Origin of the sequence: uncultured Megamonas sp., from assembly GCF_958438645.1 — a bacterium.
In the GTDB taxonomy this organism is placed as follows: domain Bacteria; phylum Bacillota; class Negativicutes; order Selenomonadales; family Selenomonadaceae; genus Megamonas.
Map to the genome: position 1 here is coordinate 97,008 of NZ_CAUBSM010000003.1, position 19,638 is coordinate 116,645.

General features: G+C 32.5%; 18 protein-coding genes and 1 other annotated feature. Of the genes, 15 read left to right on the top strand and 3 right to left on the bottom strand.

What is annotated here, in order from left to right:
* Positions 1 to 2: 2 nt before the first annotated feature.
* The 7 genes from hpt (at position 3) to Q5I67_RS03785 (ending at position 7,523) form a co-directional block, all read left to right on the top strand.
* A complete protein-coding gene (gene hpt / locus Q5I67_RS03755) occupies positions 3 to 551 on the top strand; it encodes a hypoxanthine phosphoribosyltransferase (protein WP_296897489.1) in 549 nt (182 codons plus the stop codon).
* A 92-nt stretch (positions 552 to 643) separates the two neighbouring features.
* Positions 644 to 2,590 (top strand): ATP-dependent zinc metalloprotease FtsH, encoded by a 1,947-nt coding sequence (gene ftsH / locus Q5I67_RS03760; RefSeq protein WP_296897487.1) that lies wholly within the window; start codon positions 644 to 646, stop codon positions 2,588 to 2,590.
* A gap of 137 nt (positions 2,591 to 2,727) precedes the next feature.
* The gene (locus Q5I67_RS03765) at positions 2,728 to 3,420 is read left to right on the top strand and encodes a response regulator transcription factor (protein ID WP_296897485.1); all 693 of its coding nucleotides are present in this window, start codon (positions 2,728 to 2,730) and stop codon (positions 3,418 to 3,420) included.
* Positions 3,407 to 4,843, top strand: a complete 1,437-nt coding sequence (locus Q5I67_RS03770; RefSeq protein ID WP_296897481.1) for a HAMP domain-containing sensor histidine kinase — start codon at positions 3,407 to 3,409, stop codon at positions 4,841 to 4,843. The genes Q5I67_RS03765 and Q5I67_RS03770 overlap by 14 nt, the downstream gene beginning before the upstream one ends.
* 78 nt (positions 4,844 to 4,921) lie before the next feature.
* Entirely contained in the window at positions 4,922 to 5,368 is a 447-nt protein-coding gene (locus Q5I67_RS03775; RefSeq protein ID WP_302486397.1) for a DUF2680 domain-containing protein, read from the top strand.
* A 202-nt stretch (positions 5,369 to 5,570) separates the two neighbouring features.
* Positions 5,571 to 6,053, top strand: a complete 483-nt coding sequence (locus Q5I67_RS03780) for a PTS glucose transporter subunit IIA (protein WP_296897477.1) — start codon at positions 5,571 to 5,573, stop codon at positions 6,051 to 6,053.
* Positions 6,054 to 6,167: 114 nt separating this feature from the next.
* Positions 6,168 to 7,523, top strand: coding sequence for an amino acid permease (locus Q5I67_RS03785; protein ID WP_296897475.1), 1,356 nt, complete (start codon positions 6,168 to 6,170; stop codon positions 7,521 to 7,523).
* Positions 7,524 to 7,646: 123 nt separating this feature from the next.
* Here the strand turns inward: Q5I67_RS03785 and ilvN are convergent, their stop codons facing one another.
* The 3 genes from ilvN to ilvC form a co-directional block, all read right to left on the bottom strand.
* Positions 7,647 to 8,144: an acetolactate synthase small subunit gene (gene ilvN / locus Q5I67_RS03790; RefSeq protein WP_296897473.1), complete on the bottom strand. Its 498-nt coding sequence runs from the start codon at positions 8,142 to 8,144 to the stop codon at positions 7,647 to 7,649.
* Entirely contained in the window at positions 8,141 to 9,835 is a 1,695-nt protein-coding gene (gene ilvB / locus Q5I67_RS03795; RefSeq protein WP_296897471.1) for a biosynthetic-type acetolactate synthase large subunit, read from the bottom strand. The genes ilvN and ilvB overlap by 4 nt, the downstream gene beginning before the upstream one ends.
* 90 nt (positions 9,836 to 9,925) lie before the next feature.
* A complete protein-coding gene (gene ilvC, locus Q5I67_RS03800) occupies positions 9,926 to 10,936 on the bottom strand; it encodes a ketol-acid reductoisomerase (protein ID WP_302486398.1) in 1,011 nt (336 codons plus the stop codon).
* A 115-nt stretch (positions 10,937 to 11,051) separates the two neighbouring features.
* Positions 11,052 to 11,312, bottom strand: a binding site (T-box leader).
* Between the two features lie 181 nt (positions 11,313 to 11,493).
* Between ilvC and aroA the strand changes: the two genes are divergently transcribed.
* From aroA to plsY, 8 genes are all read left to right on the top strand, one after another.
* On the top strand, positions 11,494 to 12,795 hold the full coding sequence (aroA, locus tag Q5I67_RS03805) for a 3-phosphoshikimate 1-carboxyvinyltransferase (RefSeq protein WP_302486399.1): 1,302 nt from the start codon (positions 11,494 to 11,496) through the stop codon (positions 12,793 to 12,795).
* Positions 12,796 to 12,825: 30 nt separating this feature from the next.
* The gene (gene cmk, locus Q5I67_RS03810; RefSeq protein ID WP_296899763.1) at positions 12,826 to 13,491 is read left to right on the top strand and encodes a (d)CMP kinase; all 666 of its coding nucleotides are present in this window, start codon (positions 12,826 to 12,828) and stop codon (positions 13,489 to 13,491) included.
* Between the two features lie 48 nt (positions 13,492 to 13,539).
* The gene (locus Q5I67_RS03815; RefSeq protein ID WP_296899761.1) at positions 13,540 to 14,121 is read left to right on the top strand and encodes a 1-acyl-sn-glycerol-3-phosphate acyltransferase; all 582 of its coding nucleotides are present in this window, start codon (positions 13,540 to 13,542) and stop codon (positions 14,119 to 14,121) included.
* A 69-nt stretch (positions 14,122 to 14,190) separates the two neighbouring features.
* Complete coding sequence (gene ispH, locus Q5I67_RS03820) at positions 14,191 to 15,027, top strand: 4-hydroxy-3-methylbut-2-enyl diphosphate reductase (protein WP_302486400.1); 837 nt, start codon at positions 14,191 to 14,193, stop codon at positions 15,025 to 15,027.
* A complete protein-coding gene (gene rpsA, locus Q5I67_RS03825) occupies positions 15,003 to 16,136 on the top strand; it encodes a 30S ribosomal protein S1 (RefSeq protein ID WP_296897103.1) in 1,134 nt (377 codons plus the stop codon). The genes ispH and rpsA overlap by 25 nt, the downstream gene beginning before the upstream one ends.
* A 107-nt stretch (positions 16,137 to 16,243) precedes the next feature.
* Positions 16,244 to 17,617 (top strand): DUF512 domain-containing protein, encoded by a 1,374-nt coding sequence (locus tag Q5I67_RS03830; RefSeq protein ID WP_302486401.1) that lies wholly within the window; start codon positions 16,244 to 16,246, stop codon positions 17,615 to 17,617.
* A 59-nt stretch (positions 17,618 to 17,676) separates the two neighbouring features.
* Positions 17,677 to 19,011 carry a ribosome biogenesis GTPase Der gene (gene der / locus Q5I67_RS03835; RefSeq protein WP_296897099.1) on the top strand — a complete coding sequence of 445 codons (1,335 nt, stop codon included), beginning with the start codon at positions 17,677 to 17,679 and terminating at the stop codon, positions 19,009 to 19,011.
* The gene (plsY, locus tag Q5I67_RS03840; protein ID WP_296897097.1) at positions 19,011 to 19,610 is read left to right on the top strand and encodes a glycerol-3-phosphate 1-O-acyltransferase PlsY; all 600 of its coding nucleotides are present in this window, start codon (positions 19,011 to 19,013) and stop codon (positions 19,608 to 19,610) included. Before der ends, plsY begins: the two co-directional genes overlap by 1 nt.
* The last annotated feature ends 28 nt before the right edge of the window (positions 19,611 to 19,638 follow it).

Below are 19,638 nucleotides of genomic sequence, written 5' to 3' on the forward strand. Positions count from 1 at the left end.
TTATGAAAACAATGCAAGACGATATTCAAAGTGTACTCTATACAGAAGAGCAATTACATGAAGGTGTAAAAAGAATAGCAGCTGAAATCAATCGCGATTATGCTGGTAAAGAAGTTTATGCTATTGGTATTTTAAAAGGGGCAATTATTTTCTATGCTGATTTAGTACGTGAAATAAATGTTCCAGTATCTTTTGATTTTATGGCAGCTTCTAGCTATGGTAAAGGTTCTACTAGTAGCGGTGCAGTTAAAATCTTAAAAGATTTAGACTTTAGTATTGAAGGAAAACACGTTATCATCATTGAAGATATCGTAGATTCTGGTCTTACATTATCTTATTTATTAAAAAATATGGAATCTCGTCATCCTGCTAGCGTAAAATTATGTGCATTATTAAATAAACCAGAACGCAGAGAAGTTGATGTTAAAGTTGATTATGTAGGATTTGAAGTACCTAATGAATTTTTAGTTGGCTATGGATTGGATTACGATAGCAAATATCGTAATTTGCCTTATATTGGTATCTTAAAACCAGAAGTATATACAAAATAAAGATATTCAGATAGATTCGCTATTAATTGGCTAATTTATATGATATAATTAATCATTATGATTTGAAGACAATGCTATGAGGAGGCATAAGATTGAATAAATTTTTGAGGAATGTGGGTTTTTACTTGTTAATCATTCTTGTAGCAATAACTGTAATTGATCATTTTTCAGTAGATACAAGCGATAAACAAGAAATAAATTACACTGAATTTGTAAAACAAGTCGATGACAAAAATGTAGCTAAAGTTGTAATGCAAAATAGCAACATTAAAGGTACATTGAAAGACGGTACAGAGTTTACAACAATTACACCTGGTTATCCAAATGGTGATGATGAACTTGTAAAAACTCTTCGAGATAATGGTGTGGATATAAAAGCAGAAAATCCACCAGAAACTCCATGGTGGACAACATTATTTTCTTCTTTACTTCCTATGCTTTTACTCATTGGTGTATGGTTTTTCATCATGCAACAATCACAAGGTGGCGGTAGCCGTGTAATGAGCTTTGGTAAAAGTCGTGCTAAAATGATGGGCGATGGCAAAGTAAAAGTTACATTCAGTGATGTTGCTGGTGCTGATGAAGCAAAACAGGAACTTGCTGAAGTTGTAGAATTCTTAAAACATCCAAAGAAATTCAATGACCTCGGTGCAAGAATCCCAAAAGGTGTGTTATTATTTGGCCCTCCAGGTACAGGTAAAACTTTACTTGCAAAAGCTGTAGCTGGTGAAGCAGGTGTTCCATTTTTCACTATCAGTGGTTCTGATTTCGTAGAAATGTTTGTCGGCGTCGGAGCTTCTCGTGTGCGTGATTTATTTGAACAGGCTAAGAAAAACGCTCCATGTATTGTTTTTATCGATGAAATTGATGCTGTAGGTCGTCAACGTGGTGCTGGTTTAGGCGGTGGTCATGATGAACGTGAACAAACTCTTAACCAATTACTCGTTGAAATGGATGGTTTCGCTGCTAATGAAGGCATTATCATTATCGCAGCTACAAATAGACCGGATATCTTAGATCCAGCTCTTTTACGTCCAGGACGTTTCGATAGACAAATCGTTGTTGATAGACCAGATGTTCGTGGTCGTGAAGCTATTTTAAAAGTTCATACAAAAGGAAAACCTGTGGATAATGATGTTAATTTAAATGTATTAGCTCGTCGTACACCAGGTTTTACAGGAGCAGATTTAAGCAATCTTGTAAATGAAGCTGCACTTTTATCTGCACGTAGAAATAAAAAGACTATTTCAATGAATTCTTTAGAAGAATCCATTGAACGCGTAATCGCAGGCCCAGAACGTAAATCTAAAGTAATCAGTGAACGTGAAAAACGTCTTACTGCATATCATGAAGGTGGTCACGCTTTAATTGGTTTATTATTGCCAAATGCTGATCCTGTGCATAAAGTAACAATTATTCCTCGTGGTAGAGCTGGCGGTTATACTTTAATGTTACCTAAAGAAGATCGCTCTTATGCAACACGTGGAGAATTACTTGATAGATTAAAAACTATGCTCGGTGGTCGTGTAGCTGAAGAAGTTGTACTCAAAGAAATCAGTACAGGTGCTTCTAATGATATTCAGCAAGCTTCTGGTCTAGTTCGTAGCATGATTACTCAATATGGTATGAGTGATGTGTTAGGTCCTATCGCTTTTGGTGATGGACAAGATCATCAAGTATTTTTAGGTCGTGATTTCAATAATCAACGCAATTACAGTGAAGATGTAGCTTGTGCTATTGATAAAGAAGTTCGTCGTTATATCGAAGAGGCTTATGATGAGTGTCGTAAATTATTAATCGAAAATATAGATAAACTTCATTTAATCGCTAAAGCTTTGATGGAAAAAGAAACACTTGAAGAAAAAGATTTAAAAATCATCATGGAAACTGGTAGCTTAGATGGTGTTTGCGATGTTAAAGAAGAAAAACAGACAACAGAAGAAAAAGAAAATCTTGCTACAAATGATTTAAAAAATGAAGATGTTAAATCAGATGCTATAATTGATGAACCTACGATTTCTACTCCAGAAAAAGCATAAAACTATATGATTAGCCTTGTATATGAAATAAAAATAAGGTAAGCTAAAAGTGTGTAAGGATAAGATATTTACTTATTCTTATGCACTTTTTTTATAGAATTTTACATGATTAACAATAAATAATAGAGGTGTTTTTTATGAAAGTATTAATTGTAGATGATAACAAACAAATCATTTCTATTTTAGAAGCTTATGCTAAAAAAGAAGGCTATCAAACAGTCGTGGCTATTGATGGTCAAGAAGCTATTGATATATTTGAAAAAGAACAGCCTGATATTATCTTATTAGATGTAATGATGCCTAAAATAGATGGTTTCGAAGTTTGTAGAGTGATTCGTAAAACTTCAAATGTACCGATTATAATGATTACTGCTCGTGGAGAAGATTTTGAAAAAATTATGGGACTGGAAATCGGTGCTGATGATTATATTGTAAAGCCATTTTCACCAGGAGAAATTATGGCTAGGATAAAAGCTATTTTAAGACGCATTAAACCTAGAGAAGAAAATTCACAGATTTTTATTTATGATAATTTAAAAATAAATTTGGCAGATTATACAGTTAGTATAGATGGGAAAATATTATCATTAACTAAAAAAGAGATTGAAATCTTATGGACTTTAGCTACTAAAAAAGATAGAGTTTTTTCTCGAGATATGTTATTGAATAAATTATGGGGTTATGATTATATCGGTGATAGTAGAACAGTGGATAGTCATATAAAAAGATTACGTGCAAAATTGGAAAAATATCCTCATCCTAAATGGGAGATAAAAACTATTTGGGGAGTCGGTTATAAATTTGAGGTAATTGACGATGTTAAACAATAAAATAGCGTTAAAGCTGAGTTTAAATTTTGCTATAGCATTGATAATCTTTTCTATAATAATCAGTGGTATATTCTTAGTATTATTTAAACAATATACTGTAGATTTACATAAAACCCAATTGGAAAATTATGCTCAATCTTTAGCTCAATCTTTGTCCACAGGTAGACGATATGGCGGTATGGGATATGGTGCTCATTTATATTTTAGCAGTGAAATCATGGGTTATAATGTCTGGATAGTAGATGAAAATATGAATGTCATCACACCGAAGAATATGCAACACCATAAAATGATGCATGTCAATTATACGTTTTCAGAATTGCCACCAAATGCTAGTGAAGTGATCAAAGAGGTATTCCAAGATAAAACTGTATTTAGTGAAGGCTTTAGTGACGTTTTATCTCAGTTAACTTTAACGGTAGGTGTTCCTATAAAAGATGCGAATGGCAAAGTTTGGGGAGCGGTATTACTGCACTCACCTATAGAAGGAACTACTGATGGAATTTATCAAGGAATTATGATATTAGGTATAAGTATAATTTTAGCTCTTATCATCGTCTTAGCTTTATCTATAATTTTTTCTTATTTTTTCACCAAACCTTTGACAAGGATGAAATCTGTGGCAATGCAATTGGCTGAAGGTAATTACCAAGCCAAATGCAATATAAAACAAAAAGATGAAGTAGGACAATTGGCAAATGTGATGGATTTATTGGCCGTTCGTTTGGATGAAGCTAGTAAAGAGAGTTTAAAACTTGAACAGATGCGAAAAGATTTTGTTTCTAATATATCTCACGAACTTAGGACACCAGTTACAGTTATTCGAGGCTCTTTAGAAGCACTCTGTGATAAGATTATCACAGATCCTAAGCAAATAGATGAATATCATTTACAGATGTTAAATGAAGCTAAATTTTTGCAAAGATTAGTAGGGGATTTGCTTGATTTATCCAGATTACAAAATCCAGATTTTGCGATTGAAAAACAAGATTTAAATCTGAATGATGTTATTTCTGATGTCGTCAGAAGTGCAAGGCAAATTGCAAAAAATAAAAATGTTTCTATAAATATTGACCTAAAAAATCCTAATCTGAAAATTTCTGGCGATTATGGAAGACTTCGTCAAATGTTTTTGATTATCTTAGATAATGCTATTAAATTTTCATCTGAAAATAACAAGGTAGATGTTTTAGTTCAAGATGATACAATTGTTATTCGCGATTATGGAATTGGCATAAATGAAAAAGATTTACCTCATATATTTGATAGGTTTTATAAAACTCATGGAGAACATAATAAAGTGGGTACAGGTTTAGGTTTAGCTATAGCGAAACAAATTGCTGAAAGACACAATATAGATTTAATAGCTCGAAATAATCCTGATGGTGGAGCAAAATTTATTTTTAAAATACCTTTAAAATAAAACAAAAAAGACATAATTTTGACAAAAAGTCTTGTTACAATATAATCAAAGATAAGAGATACGTTAGGAGGAATAAATATGAAAAACTTAAAGAAAATCATTATCACAGGATTATTAGCTTTGACAGTGGCAACAACAGCTTTTGCAGCTTCTGCTTACAATAGCCCAGCTGAAATCGTTGCTGGACTCACTGGTCGTAGTGTAGAAAGTGTTATTGATGAAAGACATGATACAGGTAAATCTTTTGGTACTATTGCTAAAGAAGCTGGTAAACTAGATGAATTCAAAACAGAAGTTTTAGAACTTAGAAAAGATCAGTTAGCAGCACGTGTAGCAGATGGTAGACTTACTCAAGAACAAGCTGATAGAATTTTAGCTTCTATCGAAGAAAGACAAGCTCTCTGTGATGGCGATGGTTATGGCTGTGGCTATTATGGTAACGGTAATGGAAATGGTAATGGCGATGGTTGGAGAAATGGTGGCGGTAGACATCATCATAATCATCGTGAAGATTGCAGATGGTAATCAAATCTTTAATTCAATATATTTAACCTAAAAGACTTAATTTTGTTGTATAATAAAATTAAGTCTTTTTTTATTAATAAATTTGAAAATAAATTGCAAAAATTAATGATGATTTAGAATATTTATTGCAATATAATAGTGGCTTAGTATATAATAAATAAAAAACCTAAGTAGAATATTTAATTTTTTGGAGGATAAATAAATGGGATTATTTTCAAAATTATTTCAATCAAACGAGAAAAATTTTATTTCACCTATGACGGGTAAAGTAGTAGCTATGGAAGACATTCCAGATCCAGCTTTTGCTCAAAAAATGATGGGTGATGGTTGTGGTATTGAATTGACAGATGGAAAAATCATTGCACCATTCGATGCTAAAGTAACAGCAGCTTTTCCTACAGGTCATGCTTTTGGTCTAGAATCTAAAGAAGATGGCACAGAAGTATTAATTCATATTGGAATTGATACTGTAGAAATGGAAGGCGAAGGCTTTTCTTCAAATGTAAAAGTCGGTGATGAAGTAAAACAAGGTGATGTTTTAGTAATTGTGGATTTAGATGCTGTACAAGAAGCAGGTAAATCACTCGTTTCTCCTATTGCTTTTACTGGCAATAATAAGGTTGAAGTCTTTAAAATTGGACAAAATGTCGTTGCTGGTGAAAAAGGTCTTTTAAATTATAAATAAAATAGTGTATAATAGTAACATCTATTTGTACTACCATTAATTAAACCCTGTAGGAATAGAAAACCTACAGGGTTTTTAATTAACTATCTTCTTTAAAAGATGGAGGGATTTAGGATGAAAACAAATTCACAGCAAAGCTTAAAGCGTGGTTTAAAAAATCGTCATTTGCAAATGATCGCTTTAGGTGGTGCTATTGGTACAGGTCTTTTTTATGGTTCTGCCTCAACAATCCAACTTGCTGGACCTGCTATTTCACTATCTTATTTAATTGGTGGCTGTGTAATATTTTTTATCATGCGTATGCTTGGAGAGATGGCTGTAGATAATCCAGTTTCAGGTTCATTTAGTTCTTATGCAAATACTTATTGGCATGAATTTATCGGCTTTTTATCTGGTTGGAATTATTGGATGAATTATGTTATTGTAAGCATGGTAGAATTAACTGCTGTAGGTATTTATATAAATTATTGGTTACCAGATGTACCTCAATGGCTTTCTGCTCTCATTTGTTTAATTGTAATTACTGCAATTAATTTAATTAATGTAAAATTATATGGTGAATTTGAATTTTGTACAGCTATTATCAAAGTAGTGGCAATTTGTTGTATGATTATTTTTGGCATATATATAATTTGCACAGATATGGGAACTTTTCCTGAAAATCTTAGCAATCTTTGGAGTCATGGTGGATATTTGCCAAACGGTTGGTGGGGACTTGCTCTTTCCCTTGTTGTTGTCATGTTCTCATTTGGTGGCATAGAATTAATCGGCATTACTGCTGGAGAAGCAGATGAGCCTCAAAAATCTATTCCTAAGGCGATAAATCAGGTTATTTGGCGAATTCTTATTTTCTACATTGGTACATTGTTAGTCTTGATGATTTTATATCCATGGAATGAGGTAGGATTAGAAGCTAGTCCATTTGTACAGATTTTCTCTAATATTGGTATACCAGCTGCAGCTAATTTATTAAATATAGTAGTATTAACAGCAGCTGTATCTGTTTATAATAGTGCCATTTATAGTAATTCTCGCATGCTTTATGGTTTAGCTCGTCAAGGTAATGCACCAAAGATTTTAACATCTCTTACTAGAAATGGTGTACCAATGATTGGCATTTTTATTTCTTCTGGGATTACTTTAATAGCTGTTATTTTAAATTATCTTTTCCCAGGAAAAGTTTTTATGTACCTTGTTTCTATTGCTGTAGCAGCTGTTCTTGTTAGTTGGTTTATCATTATTGTTACTCATTTAAAATTTAGAAAAGCTAAAGCAGCTTTAGGACAAGATAAAGATTTACATTTTAAATCTATAGGTTATCCAATTATTAATTATTTATGTATTGCATTTTTAATTTTTATTGCCTTTATGATGTATCAAATACCAGATACTCAAAATGCTTTATTTATTTTACCATTATGGATTATAATTTTAGCTATAGGTTATATGTTTAAAAAGAAAAATAATTAAATAAATAAAGAGTACAGAAAAATAATCTGTACTCTTTTTATTTGAAGAAAATAAAAAAGACATTCTCCTTTATGTGTAATTTAAATTTAAAATTTATAAAAAAGAATGTCTTTATCTTATATATTACATATTTTTTACAGGAACAGGACCACGTGACATAGTGAGTGTACCAGTTCTAGCTACTTCAATTACTTCATAATCTGCAAGCATTTCACAAAGTGCATCGATTTTTGTATGATCACCAGTTAATTCAATAACGAGTGTTTCGCGATTGATATCAACTATTTTAGCACGGAAAATATTTACTATATTTACAATATCATTTCTAGTTATAGGATCAGCTTTTACTTTTATCATCACAAGTTCGCGATTGATTGAATCAATATGAGTCAAATTAACTATTTTTATTACATTAATGAGTTTGTTGATTTGCTTCATAACTTGTTCTACTTCATCTTCACTATCGGCAGTTAAAACAAAGCTCATTCTAGTAACATGTTCTTCTTCTGTATAGCCTACAGATAAAGTATTGATATTGAATGAACGTCTGCTGATAAGAGAAACAATATGGCTTAATACTCCAGGAGTATCTTCAGCTAATAGTGTTAATTGATAATTCATTGTTCTGCCTCCAATACCATTTGATCAAGTCGTCCACCAGCGGGAACCATAGGGAATACATTTTCTTCATCTGGAATTAATATATCAATGAGACAAGCTCCATCGCTATTAATATAATTTGCTAATTCTTCGTTAAATGTAGTTTTATTATCAATGCGATAACCATTTACGCCCATAGCCTGAGCCAATTTTACTAAATCAGTTTTACCTCTTAATACAGAATGGGAATAATGGTGATTGTAGAACATACGTTGCCATTGAGCAACCATGCCAAGCATATGGTTATTGAGTACAACTACTTTTATATCTAAATTATAATCAGCAACAGTAGCAAATTCTTGACAGTTCATCATGATACTACCATCACCTGTAAATAAAACTACTTTTTTATCTGGATTAGCAAGTTTAGCACCAATAGCAGCAGGAAGACCAAATCCCATTGTACCAAGTCCACCAGAAGTGATGAATTTGCGGGATTTTTGTAAATTGTAATATTGTGCAGCCCACATTTGATGTTGACCAACATCAGTTACTACAATTGTGTCATCATCACAGATTTCACTAATAGCAGTGATTATATTTTCTGGCATAATTAAATTATCATCATTGCGATATAATAATGGATTATATTTTTTCATATCGAAAATATAATCACGCCAAGGTTTGTATTGTTCTTTTAATTGTGAACCGACTATGGATAATTTAGCAGTGAATAGAGGCAATGACCAACGTAAATCACCAATTACAGGATAATCTACATGTACATTTTTATTTATTTCTGCACTATCGATTTCAAAATGAGCAATTTTGGCATTAGGTGCAAATTCTGAAACTTTACCTGTAACACGATCATCAAAACGTACACCAAAACTGATTAATAAATCACATTCCATTACTGCCATATTAGCTGTATAAGTGCCATGCATACCAACCATGCCTAAAGATTCCATTTGATCGCAAGGTACAGAACCTCTACCCATGAGACTTTCGACAACAGGAATACCAGTTATTTCGGTTAATTGTCTAATATATGCAGAAGTATTTGAAGAAATGACACCGCCACCAACGAATAAAACAGGTTTTTCAGCATTTTTCACAGCTTCGATTAAATTATCAATTTCTTCTGTATTGCCATCTTTTTGTAATTTGTATCCTGGAAGATTTACTTTATCAGGATATTCAAAATCTATTTCAGCTTCGAATACATCTTTAGCAATATCAATGACAACAGGACCTGGTCTACCTGTGGAAGCAATATGAAATGCTTCTTTAAATACTCGTGGTAAATCACTAACTTTTTTTATCAAATAATTATGTTTAGTTACAGGAGCAGTGATACCGCATACATCAGCTTCTTGGAAAGAATCTTTACCGATTAGATGAGTGGCAACTTGTCCTGTGATACAAACGATAGGAATGGAGTCTATATTTGCTGTCGCAATACCTGTAATCAAATTTGCAGCACCTGGGCCAGATGTAGCAAAACATACCCCAACTTTACCACTAGAACGGGCATATCCATCTGCTGCATGGATAGCACCTTGTTCATGTTTAGTTAAGATATGAGGAAATTTATTTTGATATAAAGCATCATATAAAGTTAAAACAGCACCACCAGGATAACCAAAAACAAGATTTACATTTTCCTTTTTCAAACATTCGATAATTGCTTGAGCGCCGTTCATTCGCATAAAATTTTCCCCCTTTTATATGTAGTCAAATGTTTTGATAAAAAAAGAGATGCCTTGCAGCATCTCTTTTTGCTTTATCTATCGCCGCTATTAATTGTTGATAAGTTTATCAGAATCATTCCAGCTATAAAGTTTACGAAGTTCAGCACCAACTTTTTCACATTCATGTTCAGCTGCACGTTTACGCATAGCAAGGAAATGAGCACATCCAGTCTGATTATCCATGAGCCAATCTTTAGCGAATGTACCATCTTGAATATCAGAAAGAATTTTCTTCATAGCTTTCTTAGTATCTTCTGTGATGATTTTTGGACCAGTGATATAATCACCATATTCAGCAGTATTAGAAATGGAATAACGCATACCAGCAAAACCACTTTCATAAATGAGGTCAACGATGAGTTTCATTTCATGGATACATTCAAAATAAGCATTACGAGGATCATATCCTGCTTCAACTAATGTTTCAAAACCAGCTTGCATTAAAGCACAAACACCACCGCAAAGAACAGCTTGTTCACCAAAGAGGTCAGTTTCAGTTTCAGTTTTGAATGTTGTTTCAAGTACACCAGCTCTAGAGCAACCAAGTCCACTTGCATAAGCAAGAGCTAAATCTAAAGCATTACCAGTAGCATCTTGGTATACAGCAACAAGGCATGGAGTTCCACGACCTCTTAAATATTCACTTCTTACTGTATGACCTGGAGCTTTTGGAGCAATCATAGTTACATCAACATCTTTTGGTGGAACAATCTGATTGAAATGAATTGCAAAACCATGAGCAAACATAAGCATTTTACCAGCTGTTAAATTTGGTTCAATAGATTCTTTGTACATTTTTGCTTGTTTTTCATCATTGATAAGAACCATGATAACATCTGCTTGAGCAGCAGCTTCAGCTGATGTATAAACTTCAAAACCTTGTGCTTCAGCTTTTGCCCAAGATTTACTTCCTTTGTAAAGACCAACGATAACATCTAAACCGGATTCTTTTAAATTTAATGCATGTGCATGACCCTGACTACCATAGCCAATGACAGCAATTTTTTTACCTTTTAATAAATTAAGATTACAATCTTCTTGATAATAAATTTTTGCCATAATAAAAAATCTCCTTTTGTATCTTTTGTATAAAAAAATACTTTATAAATTTATGCAAACATGCATTAATATAATAAAAAAGTTCATCTCTTAAAAATATATAAATAATATATCTCTAAGGGACGAACTCTTAAAATCCGTGGTACCACCCAAATTTTGCTAATAATAGCAACACTCAGAATACATTCATAATAGTTAAAATATACAAATGTATTTTCCAATAACGAGGAAAAACCGTTTTGACTTACTAGGTATAAATACTTTTCAATCAAAATCCTCCCAGATGATGTTCACTATAACATCACACTGATTTGCACCAACCATCAGCTCTCTGTAGCTTTTTGCTATAAGTTACTTGTCTGTTCATAGGATTTATTATATTTGATTTCATGTTTACAACTTTACGTTATGTATACATTAAACTATTCGATAAAATTTGTCAAGTGTTTTTTTAGAGGAATTATTTTTCTTTATAGTAAAAATTTTTACAATTATTGCTTTCTAGTGTTATAATTATGCTTAAAATAATTAAATTTGTTAAAGAAAGGTTTGAAGTTATGGAGGCTTTAAAAGAAATTCAACCGATAAAAACAGGACTAAAAGGAGAAATTTTAATACCTGGAGATAAATCAGTATCACATCGTAGTGTAATGTTTGCTGGACTTTGTGATAGCGAAGTAAAAATTACTAATTTTTTACATGCAGCTGATTGTATGTCTACTGTAAATTGTATGAGAGCTTTAGGCGTAGATGTCAAAGAAATAAATGATAATACATTGATAGTAAAAGGTAATGGTTTCCATGGACTAAAAGAACCACAAGGTATAATTGATGCTGGAAATTCAGGTACAACACTTCGTTTGATGATGGGAATATTGGCGGGGCAAAAATTTTTAACCACTTTTACAGGTGATGCTTCACTTAGCCGTCGTCCTATGGGTAGAGTAATTAATCCATTGAGTCAAATAGGTGCTAATATTGTAGGTAGAAATGGAAATAAATTATTGCCTATAACAGTAATTCCTGCAAAAGAAAATCTACACGGTATTGATTATCAGATGCCGATGGCTAGTGCACAAGTTAAATCTGCTATTTTGCTTGCTGGTATGAATGCTGATGGTAAAACTACAGTAACAGAGCCATATACTTCAAGAGATCATACAGAACGCATGCTTGAAGGATTTGGTGTTAAATTAGAAAAATCTGGTACAAGTATCACTATAAATCGAGTAGAAAAAATGACGGCACCAAAAGAAATTCATGTTCCAGGTGATATTTCTTCAGCAGCTTTTTGGCTCGTTGCAGGTTCGATAATTAAAGATAGCGATATTATTTTAAAAGATGTAGGCATAAATGAAACACGTACTGGTATTATAGATGTTTTAAAAGCTATGGGAGCTGATATTGAACTTATAAATATTCGTGATGAAGTAGAACCAATAGCTGATATCCATGTTCGCTATGCTAAATTACATGGTACAACTTTTGGAGCAGATATCATGCCTAGACTCATTGATGAAATTCCTATTATCACTGTAGCTAGTATGTTTGCAGAAGGTGAAACTATTATCACAGGTGCTGGTGAATTACGTGTTAAAGAAACAGATAGATTGCAGGTTATTACAGATGAATTTAACAAAGTTTGTCCATGTATTGAAGGAACTGAAGATGGATTAATCATCACTGGAGGACAAAGTAATAATTTACAAAAAGCAGTATGTAATTCACATGATGATCATAGAATTGCTATGTCTCTTGCAATATTAGGAGCTAGTGGTGTAGGCATAAAAATTGAAAATAGTGAATGCGTGAATATTTCATATCCAACATTTTACGAAATATTATCCCATTTTGAATAAACTAATATATAAATCATATAGGTGAGAATAATGAAAAAATCTGTAATTGCCATTGATGGGCCAGCTGGTGCAGGGAAATCAACCATAGCTAAGATGGCAGCTAAAAAATTGAACTATATTTATATTGATACAGGTGCTATGTATAGAGGTGTAGCTTGGCTTGTATTGCAAAAATATCATGTGCCAGTAACCACTAATCAAATTTTAACTGTGATAGAAGATATTCATATACGATTGGCTTATGATCATAATGGAAATATGCTCATTTTTGTAAATGATCAAGATGTAAGTTCAGAGATTAGAACACCAGCAGTAACAGCTTTAGTATCCCAAGTAGCTGCAATTAGTGAAGTTCGTCAAAAAATGGTAGAACTTCAACGCAAAATGGCACAAGATGGCTCTGTATTGATGGATGGTCGTGATATTGGAACATGTGTACTTCCTAATGCTGATTTAAAAATATATTTAACAGCTTCTGCTGATGAAAGAGCTAATCGTCGAGCTAAAGAAATGATGGAAAAGGGCTATGCTGTTGATGTGGAAGAAATAAAAAAGGAAATCATAGCTAGAGATGAAGCTGATATGCAAAGAAAAGTATCTCCATTAAAAAAAGCAGATGATGCTATTTTATTAGATACTACAGAAATGTCTATTGAAGAAGTTTTGCAAAAAATTATTACATTAGCTGATAATTAAATAGTTTAAGCAAAATTTTAATTTATTATAATTTGAGGATTTTAGATTATGTTGTATGGATTACTTAGAATATTATTTACATTTATTTATTCTATTATTTTTCCTACTACTGTTAAAGGAAAAGAAAATGTACCAAAAGAAGGTGCTGTGATTTTAGCTGCAAATCATTTAAGTAACTGGGATCCTCCATTAGTAGGTACATTTATACCTCGTCATTTAGCTTATATGGCGAAAGAAGAATTATTCAAAGTACCTATATTAAAAAATATTTTAAAAGCTGTGCATACATTTCCGGTAAAAAGAGGGGCTTCCGATAGAGCTGCTATAAAAACGGCATTACAAATGTTAAAAGCTAAAGAATGTATTTGTATGTTTCCAGAAGGAACAAGAAGCAAAGATGGTAAATTACACAAAGGAGCACCAGGAGTTGCTCTTATTGCTGCTAAATCAAAAGCAACAGTTGTGCCAGTAGCTATTCAAGGAACATTTAAGTTAAAACCATTTAGAAGAATAACTTTAATTTATGGAAAACCTATGGTTTTTGAAGCTGAAAAAGTGGATAAAGAAAATTTACAAGAATTTACTGAAAAAATAATGCAAGAAATTGCGTCAATGCTAAAAATACAGTAGAATAAAGGTAGTATAGTATGGTATACTATATGGTAAGCTTAGTAATATAATTTTTGATGGTGATAAATTTTGGAAGTAATTTTAGCTGACGATTATGGATTTTGTTACGGTGTAAAAAGAGCAATAAAAACTGCTAAAGATAATGTTGATTTATCAAAAAAAGTTTGCACCTTAGGACCAATAATTCATAATCCGCAAATGGTAAAATCATTAGCTGATGAAGGTATCGGAATAGTAGAATCAGTTGATGAAATGAATAATGGAAAAATAATTATTCGCTCTCACGGTGTAGGTCCAAGTGTATATGATGCAATAAAGGCAAAAGGATTAGAGCTTGCAGATGCTACTTGTCCCTATGTTAAGAAAGCTCAAATGTCAGCTAAATCCCTAGCTGATGAAGGCTTCAAAGTTATTATTATAGGCGAAAAAGATCATCCTGAAGTAAAAAGCATTAAAGAATGGGCTGGTAACAATTCATTAGTTATTGGTACCGAAAATGAAGCAGAAGAACTGTCATTTATTTCTAAATTGGGAATTGTAGCTCAAACTACATTTTCGGCTCAGTTATTTAATAAAATTGTTAATATTTTATTAAGTAAATCTTATGATATCAGGATATTAAGAACAATTTGCACCGCTACAGATAAACGTCAATCAGCTGCAATAAAATTATCCAAAGAAGTTGATATGATGATAGTTATTGGTGGTCGCAATAGTGCTAATACAACTCGATTAGCGCAATTATGTACCGAACATTGTATAACTCATCACATAGAAACAGTTGGTGAATTAAATAATGATTGGTTCAATAATATTAAAAAAATTGGTATTACAGCAGGTGCTTCTACACCTGACTGGATTATCAAGGAGGTATATGAAAAGTGCAAGACATGGCAAGCTTATTAGCAGAAGAATCTATGAAGGAATTCAATCCACATGAAGTTATAGAAGGTACTGTGGTTTTAGTTAACCGTGATGAAGCTTATGTAGATATCGGTTACAAAACAGAAATTCCTATCGCAAAAAAAGAATTAGCTTATCCAGAACCAGAAGCTGCTACAGATGTAGTTAAAGTTGGCGACAAAATTAAAGTATATGTTGTAGCTTTAGGTGGCGAAAATGGTTTAATTCTTTCCAAAACTCGTGCAGACCGTTTAGTTGCATGGGAAAAAGTTGAAAAAATCAAAGAAGAAAAACAAATCATTGAAGTAGAAATTCTTCAAGTTGTAAAAGGCGGTTTACTCACTACTGCTTTTGGTCTTCGTGGATTTATACCTGCTTCTCAGATTGCACTTCACTTTGTCAAAGATTTAAATGAATTTGTAGGTCAAAAAGTTGAAGTTGAAGTTATGGAAGCAGATCCTAAAAAACAGCGTCTCGTTCTTTCTCGTCGCAGTGTGCTTGAAGCACAACGTCAACAAAAACGTGAAGAAGCTTTAGCAAGCATTGTTGAAGGTGAAAAACGTACTGGTGTTGTAAAACGTTTAGTAGATTATGGTGCATTTATTGATATCGGTGGTGTTGATGGACTTGCACATATCTCTGATCTTTCTTGGGACCACATCAAAAATCCTGCAGACGTTTTATCCGTTGGTCAAGAAGTTGAAGTTTTAGTAAAAGCTTTCGATCCAGAAACAAAACGTATTTCTTTAAGCATTAAAGATACTGTTCGCGATCCTTGGTTTGATAAAGCAGAAAAATATCCTGTAGGTTCTTATGTAAAGGGCAAAATCGTGAAATTAACAGATTTTGGTGCTTTCATGGAAATCGAACCTGGTTTTGATGGTTTAATTCGTATGCGTGAACTTTCTCCAAAACATATTACAAAAGCTTCTGAAGCTGTAAATGTTGGTGATGAAGTTACTGTAAAAGTTATTCATGTTGATATGGATAATAAAAAAGTTGCTCTTAGCATTACAAAAGTGCAACAAGACGCTGAAAAAGCTGAATATCAAGATTTCTTAGCAAAACAAGATAATACAGCTGTTACAATCGGCGACGAAGTAAACGAATAATTATTTAATATTTAAATGCAAAAAGAGTGGTGGAAATCATCACTCTTTTTTTCTGACTTGATAAATTGTATAATTAACATAAAAATAAGATAAAAGAGGTGATTTGATTGGCTAAAGGCGGTATCATATCAGCTATACATCAAGGAAGTTTAGCTGAAGAATTAGAATTAGTACCTGGTGATAAAATAATATCTATAAATGAACAAGAATTGACAGATATTATTGATTTAAGTTTTGCTTTAGCAGATGAAGAAATTGAAATGTTAGTTGAACATACTAATGGTGAGCAAGAAATAATTGCTTTTGAAAAAGATATAGATGAAGAACTTGGGGCAGAATTTGAATCAGCTGTATTTGGTAAAATTCGCCAATGTGCTAATAATTGTTATTTTTGCTTTGTGGATCAAGTAGCTCCTAATATGCGAGATTCTTTATATATAAAAGATGATGATTATCGTTTATCTTTTCTTTATGGAAATTTTGTAACTATGACGAATATGGGGCCTCGTGATTTAGAGAGAATACACAGATTACATTTATCGCCATTATATATTTCTGTGCATACAACAAATCCCAAACTTCGTGGAGAAATGCTCAGAACTAAACGTGGTGAATTAATCATGGAACAATTAGCTAAATTAAATGAAGCTGATGTAGAATATCATACACAAGTAGTATTGTGCCCAGGATTAAATGATGGCACGGAATTAGATAGAACAATTCAAGATATCATCAGTATGCAACCATATGCAAAAACTTTAGGGATTGTGCCAGTAGGGCTTACTAAGTTTAGGGAAAATTGTTATCCGTTAAAAACATTTGATGCTGATGGTGCTAAAAAAGTCATCGAACAAGTGCGTCATTGGCAAGAAAAAATGCGTAAACAAACAGGAAAGAATTTTATTTATTTAAGTGATGAATTTTATCTGTTAGCAGGTGTACCATTGCCAAAAGCTGAAGAATATGATGGTTTTCCACAGCTTGATAATGGTATAGGTCTTACACGCAATTTTATTGAACAATGGAAAGAAACAAAAATTAATCGAGATAATTATCAAAAACCTTTGAACTTAGATATTATCTGTGGAAAATCAGCAGGAAAAGTGATTAAAAATCTAGTTGATGAATTGAATATAGATAATTTAAATGCTAATGTATTGGCTTTAGAAAATGAATTTTTTGGCCATGAGGTAACTGTTACAGGATTGTTGACAGGTCAAGATATCATAAAAAATTTAAAGCAGAATAAAGCTAATAGAGATGGTATTATTATTCCAAGCTGTGCACTTCGTGAAGGAGAAGATATTTTCTTAGATGATTATACTTTAGAAGATATCAAAAAAGCTTTTCCTGATGAAGAAGTTAAAGTTGCCAGCGATGCCATCATGTTAAAGAATTTGTTAGCTGATTGGCATAACATAAAATGTGAACGAAGCAAAGCTATTTATACATGGCAATCAAATGCTAGCTATACAAAATAATGATGACAGTATATAATAAATGAGTTTTGCAAAATAATATTATTGATGAGGTGAAGAATTTGAGTAAACCAATAGTAGCTATTGTAGGACGCCCTAATGTAGGTAAATCTACGTTTTTTAATCAAATAGGTAAAAAGAGAGTATCCATTGTTGAGGATTTTCCAGGTGTTACTAGAGATAGAATTTATATGGACGCTGAATGGTTAAATCATCAATTTACAATGATTGATACTGGTGGTATTGAACTTGAAAATGACGGTGAAGGTAAAATCTTAGCTTCCATGCGTCAACAAGCTCGTTTAGCAATTGAAGAAGCTGATGTAATTGTATTTATGGTTGATGGCCGTACAGGAATGACTCATGATGATGAAGAAATAGGTCATATCTTAAGAAATACAAGAAAACCTGTTATTGTCGCTGTAAATAAAATTGACAGTCCAAAACAGCATTTAGACGTATATGAATTTTATAATTTAGGACTTGGCGAACCAATCGGTATTTCTGCTGCAAATGCTTTAAATGTAGGTGATTTATTAGATGAAATAGTAGCTAATTTTCCTAAAGATTTAGATGATGATATTGAACATGATGAAATTCGCATTGCCGTTATCGGTAGACCAAATGTAGGTAAATCTTCTTTAGTAAATGCTCTCTTAGGTCAAGAACGTGTAATCGTAAGTGATGTAGCAGGAACTACTCGTGATGCTATTGATACAAAATTTGATGATGGAGATACACATTTTACCTTGATTGATACTGCTGGTATGAGACGTAAAGGTAAGATTGATATGCCTATCGAACGATATAGCGTAATGCGTTCTCTTCGTGCTGTAGATAGAGCAGATGTAGTTTTAATGGTAATTTCTGCACCTGAAGGTGTAACAGAACAAGATAAAAAAATTGCCGGTTATGCTCATGAATCTGGTAAAGGTTGTATCATTGTTGTCAATAAATGGGATTTAATTGAAAAAGATGATAAAACTTCCTTGCGTTTTACTGAAGATATTCGTGATGAGTTAGGATTTTTACAGTATGCACCAGTTTTATACACTTCTGCACTTACAAAACAACGTGTACACCGCGTTGTTGACCTTGTGAAATATGTTGCTGACCAACAAGCTATGCGTGTACAAACAAGCGTATTAAATCAATTGGTAATGGATGCTGTTTCTATCAATCCACCACCATCTCATAAAGGTAAACAATTAAAAATTTACTTTATGACTCAAGCTGATATAAAACCACCAAAATTCTTGGTATTTGTTAATGATCCAGAATTAATGCATTTTTCTTATTTACGTTTCTTAGAAAATAAATTAAGAGAAAGCTTTGGCTTTGAAGGAACTCCTCTTAAATTAATTGTTCGTGGTAGAAAAGAGGATGATGACGAATAATGACATTTAATTTTCTTATAGTCATAATCTGTAGTTATATTATTGGCTCCATTCCTAGTGGTTTGATTTTGGGAAAAGGAATTTGGCATGTTGATTTGCGTGAGTATGGTAGTAAAAATATTGGAGCTACTAATGCTTGGCGTACTATAGGAAAATTTCCTGGATTTGTCATTTTCTTAGCTGATTTAATAAAAGGAATGTTAGGTGTATATCTAGGTATGGCTTTAGTAGGCACATCTACAGCTATGATTTTAGGTGGTATATTAGCTATAGTTGGACACTCTGCTTCTATCTTTTTAAAGTTAAAAGGTGGAAAAGGTGTAGCAACTGGGCTTGGTGTATTGATTATGTTGATGCCAAAAGTATCAATTACTGTCTTTTTTATTTGGCTTATCATTGTAGTGCTTAGTAAATATGTATCACTTGGTTCTATTGTAGCAGCGGCTTTTGTGCCAATTTTAGCCTACGCTTTTGATATGTCTATCGAATTTGTCATTTTTGGTATTGTAGCGGCTATATTTGTTATTTACCGTCATAAAACAAATATCGTACGTCTTTTGAATGGAAATGAAAATAAAATAAAAGCAGGCCACAGATAATTTACCTAAATTTTAATAATACCCTTTG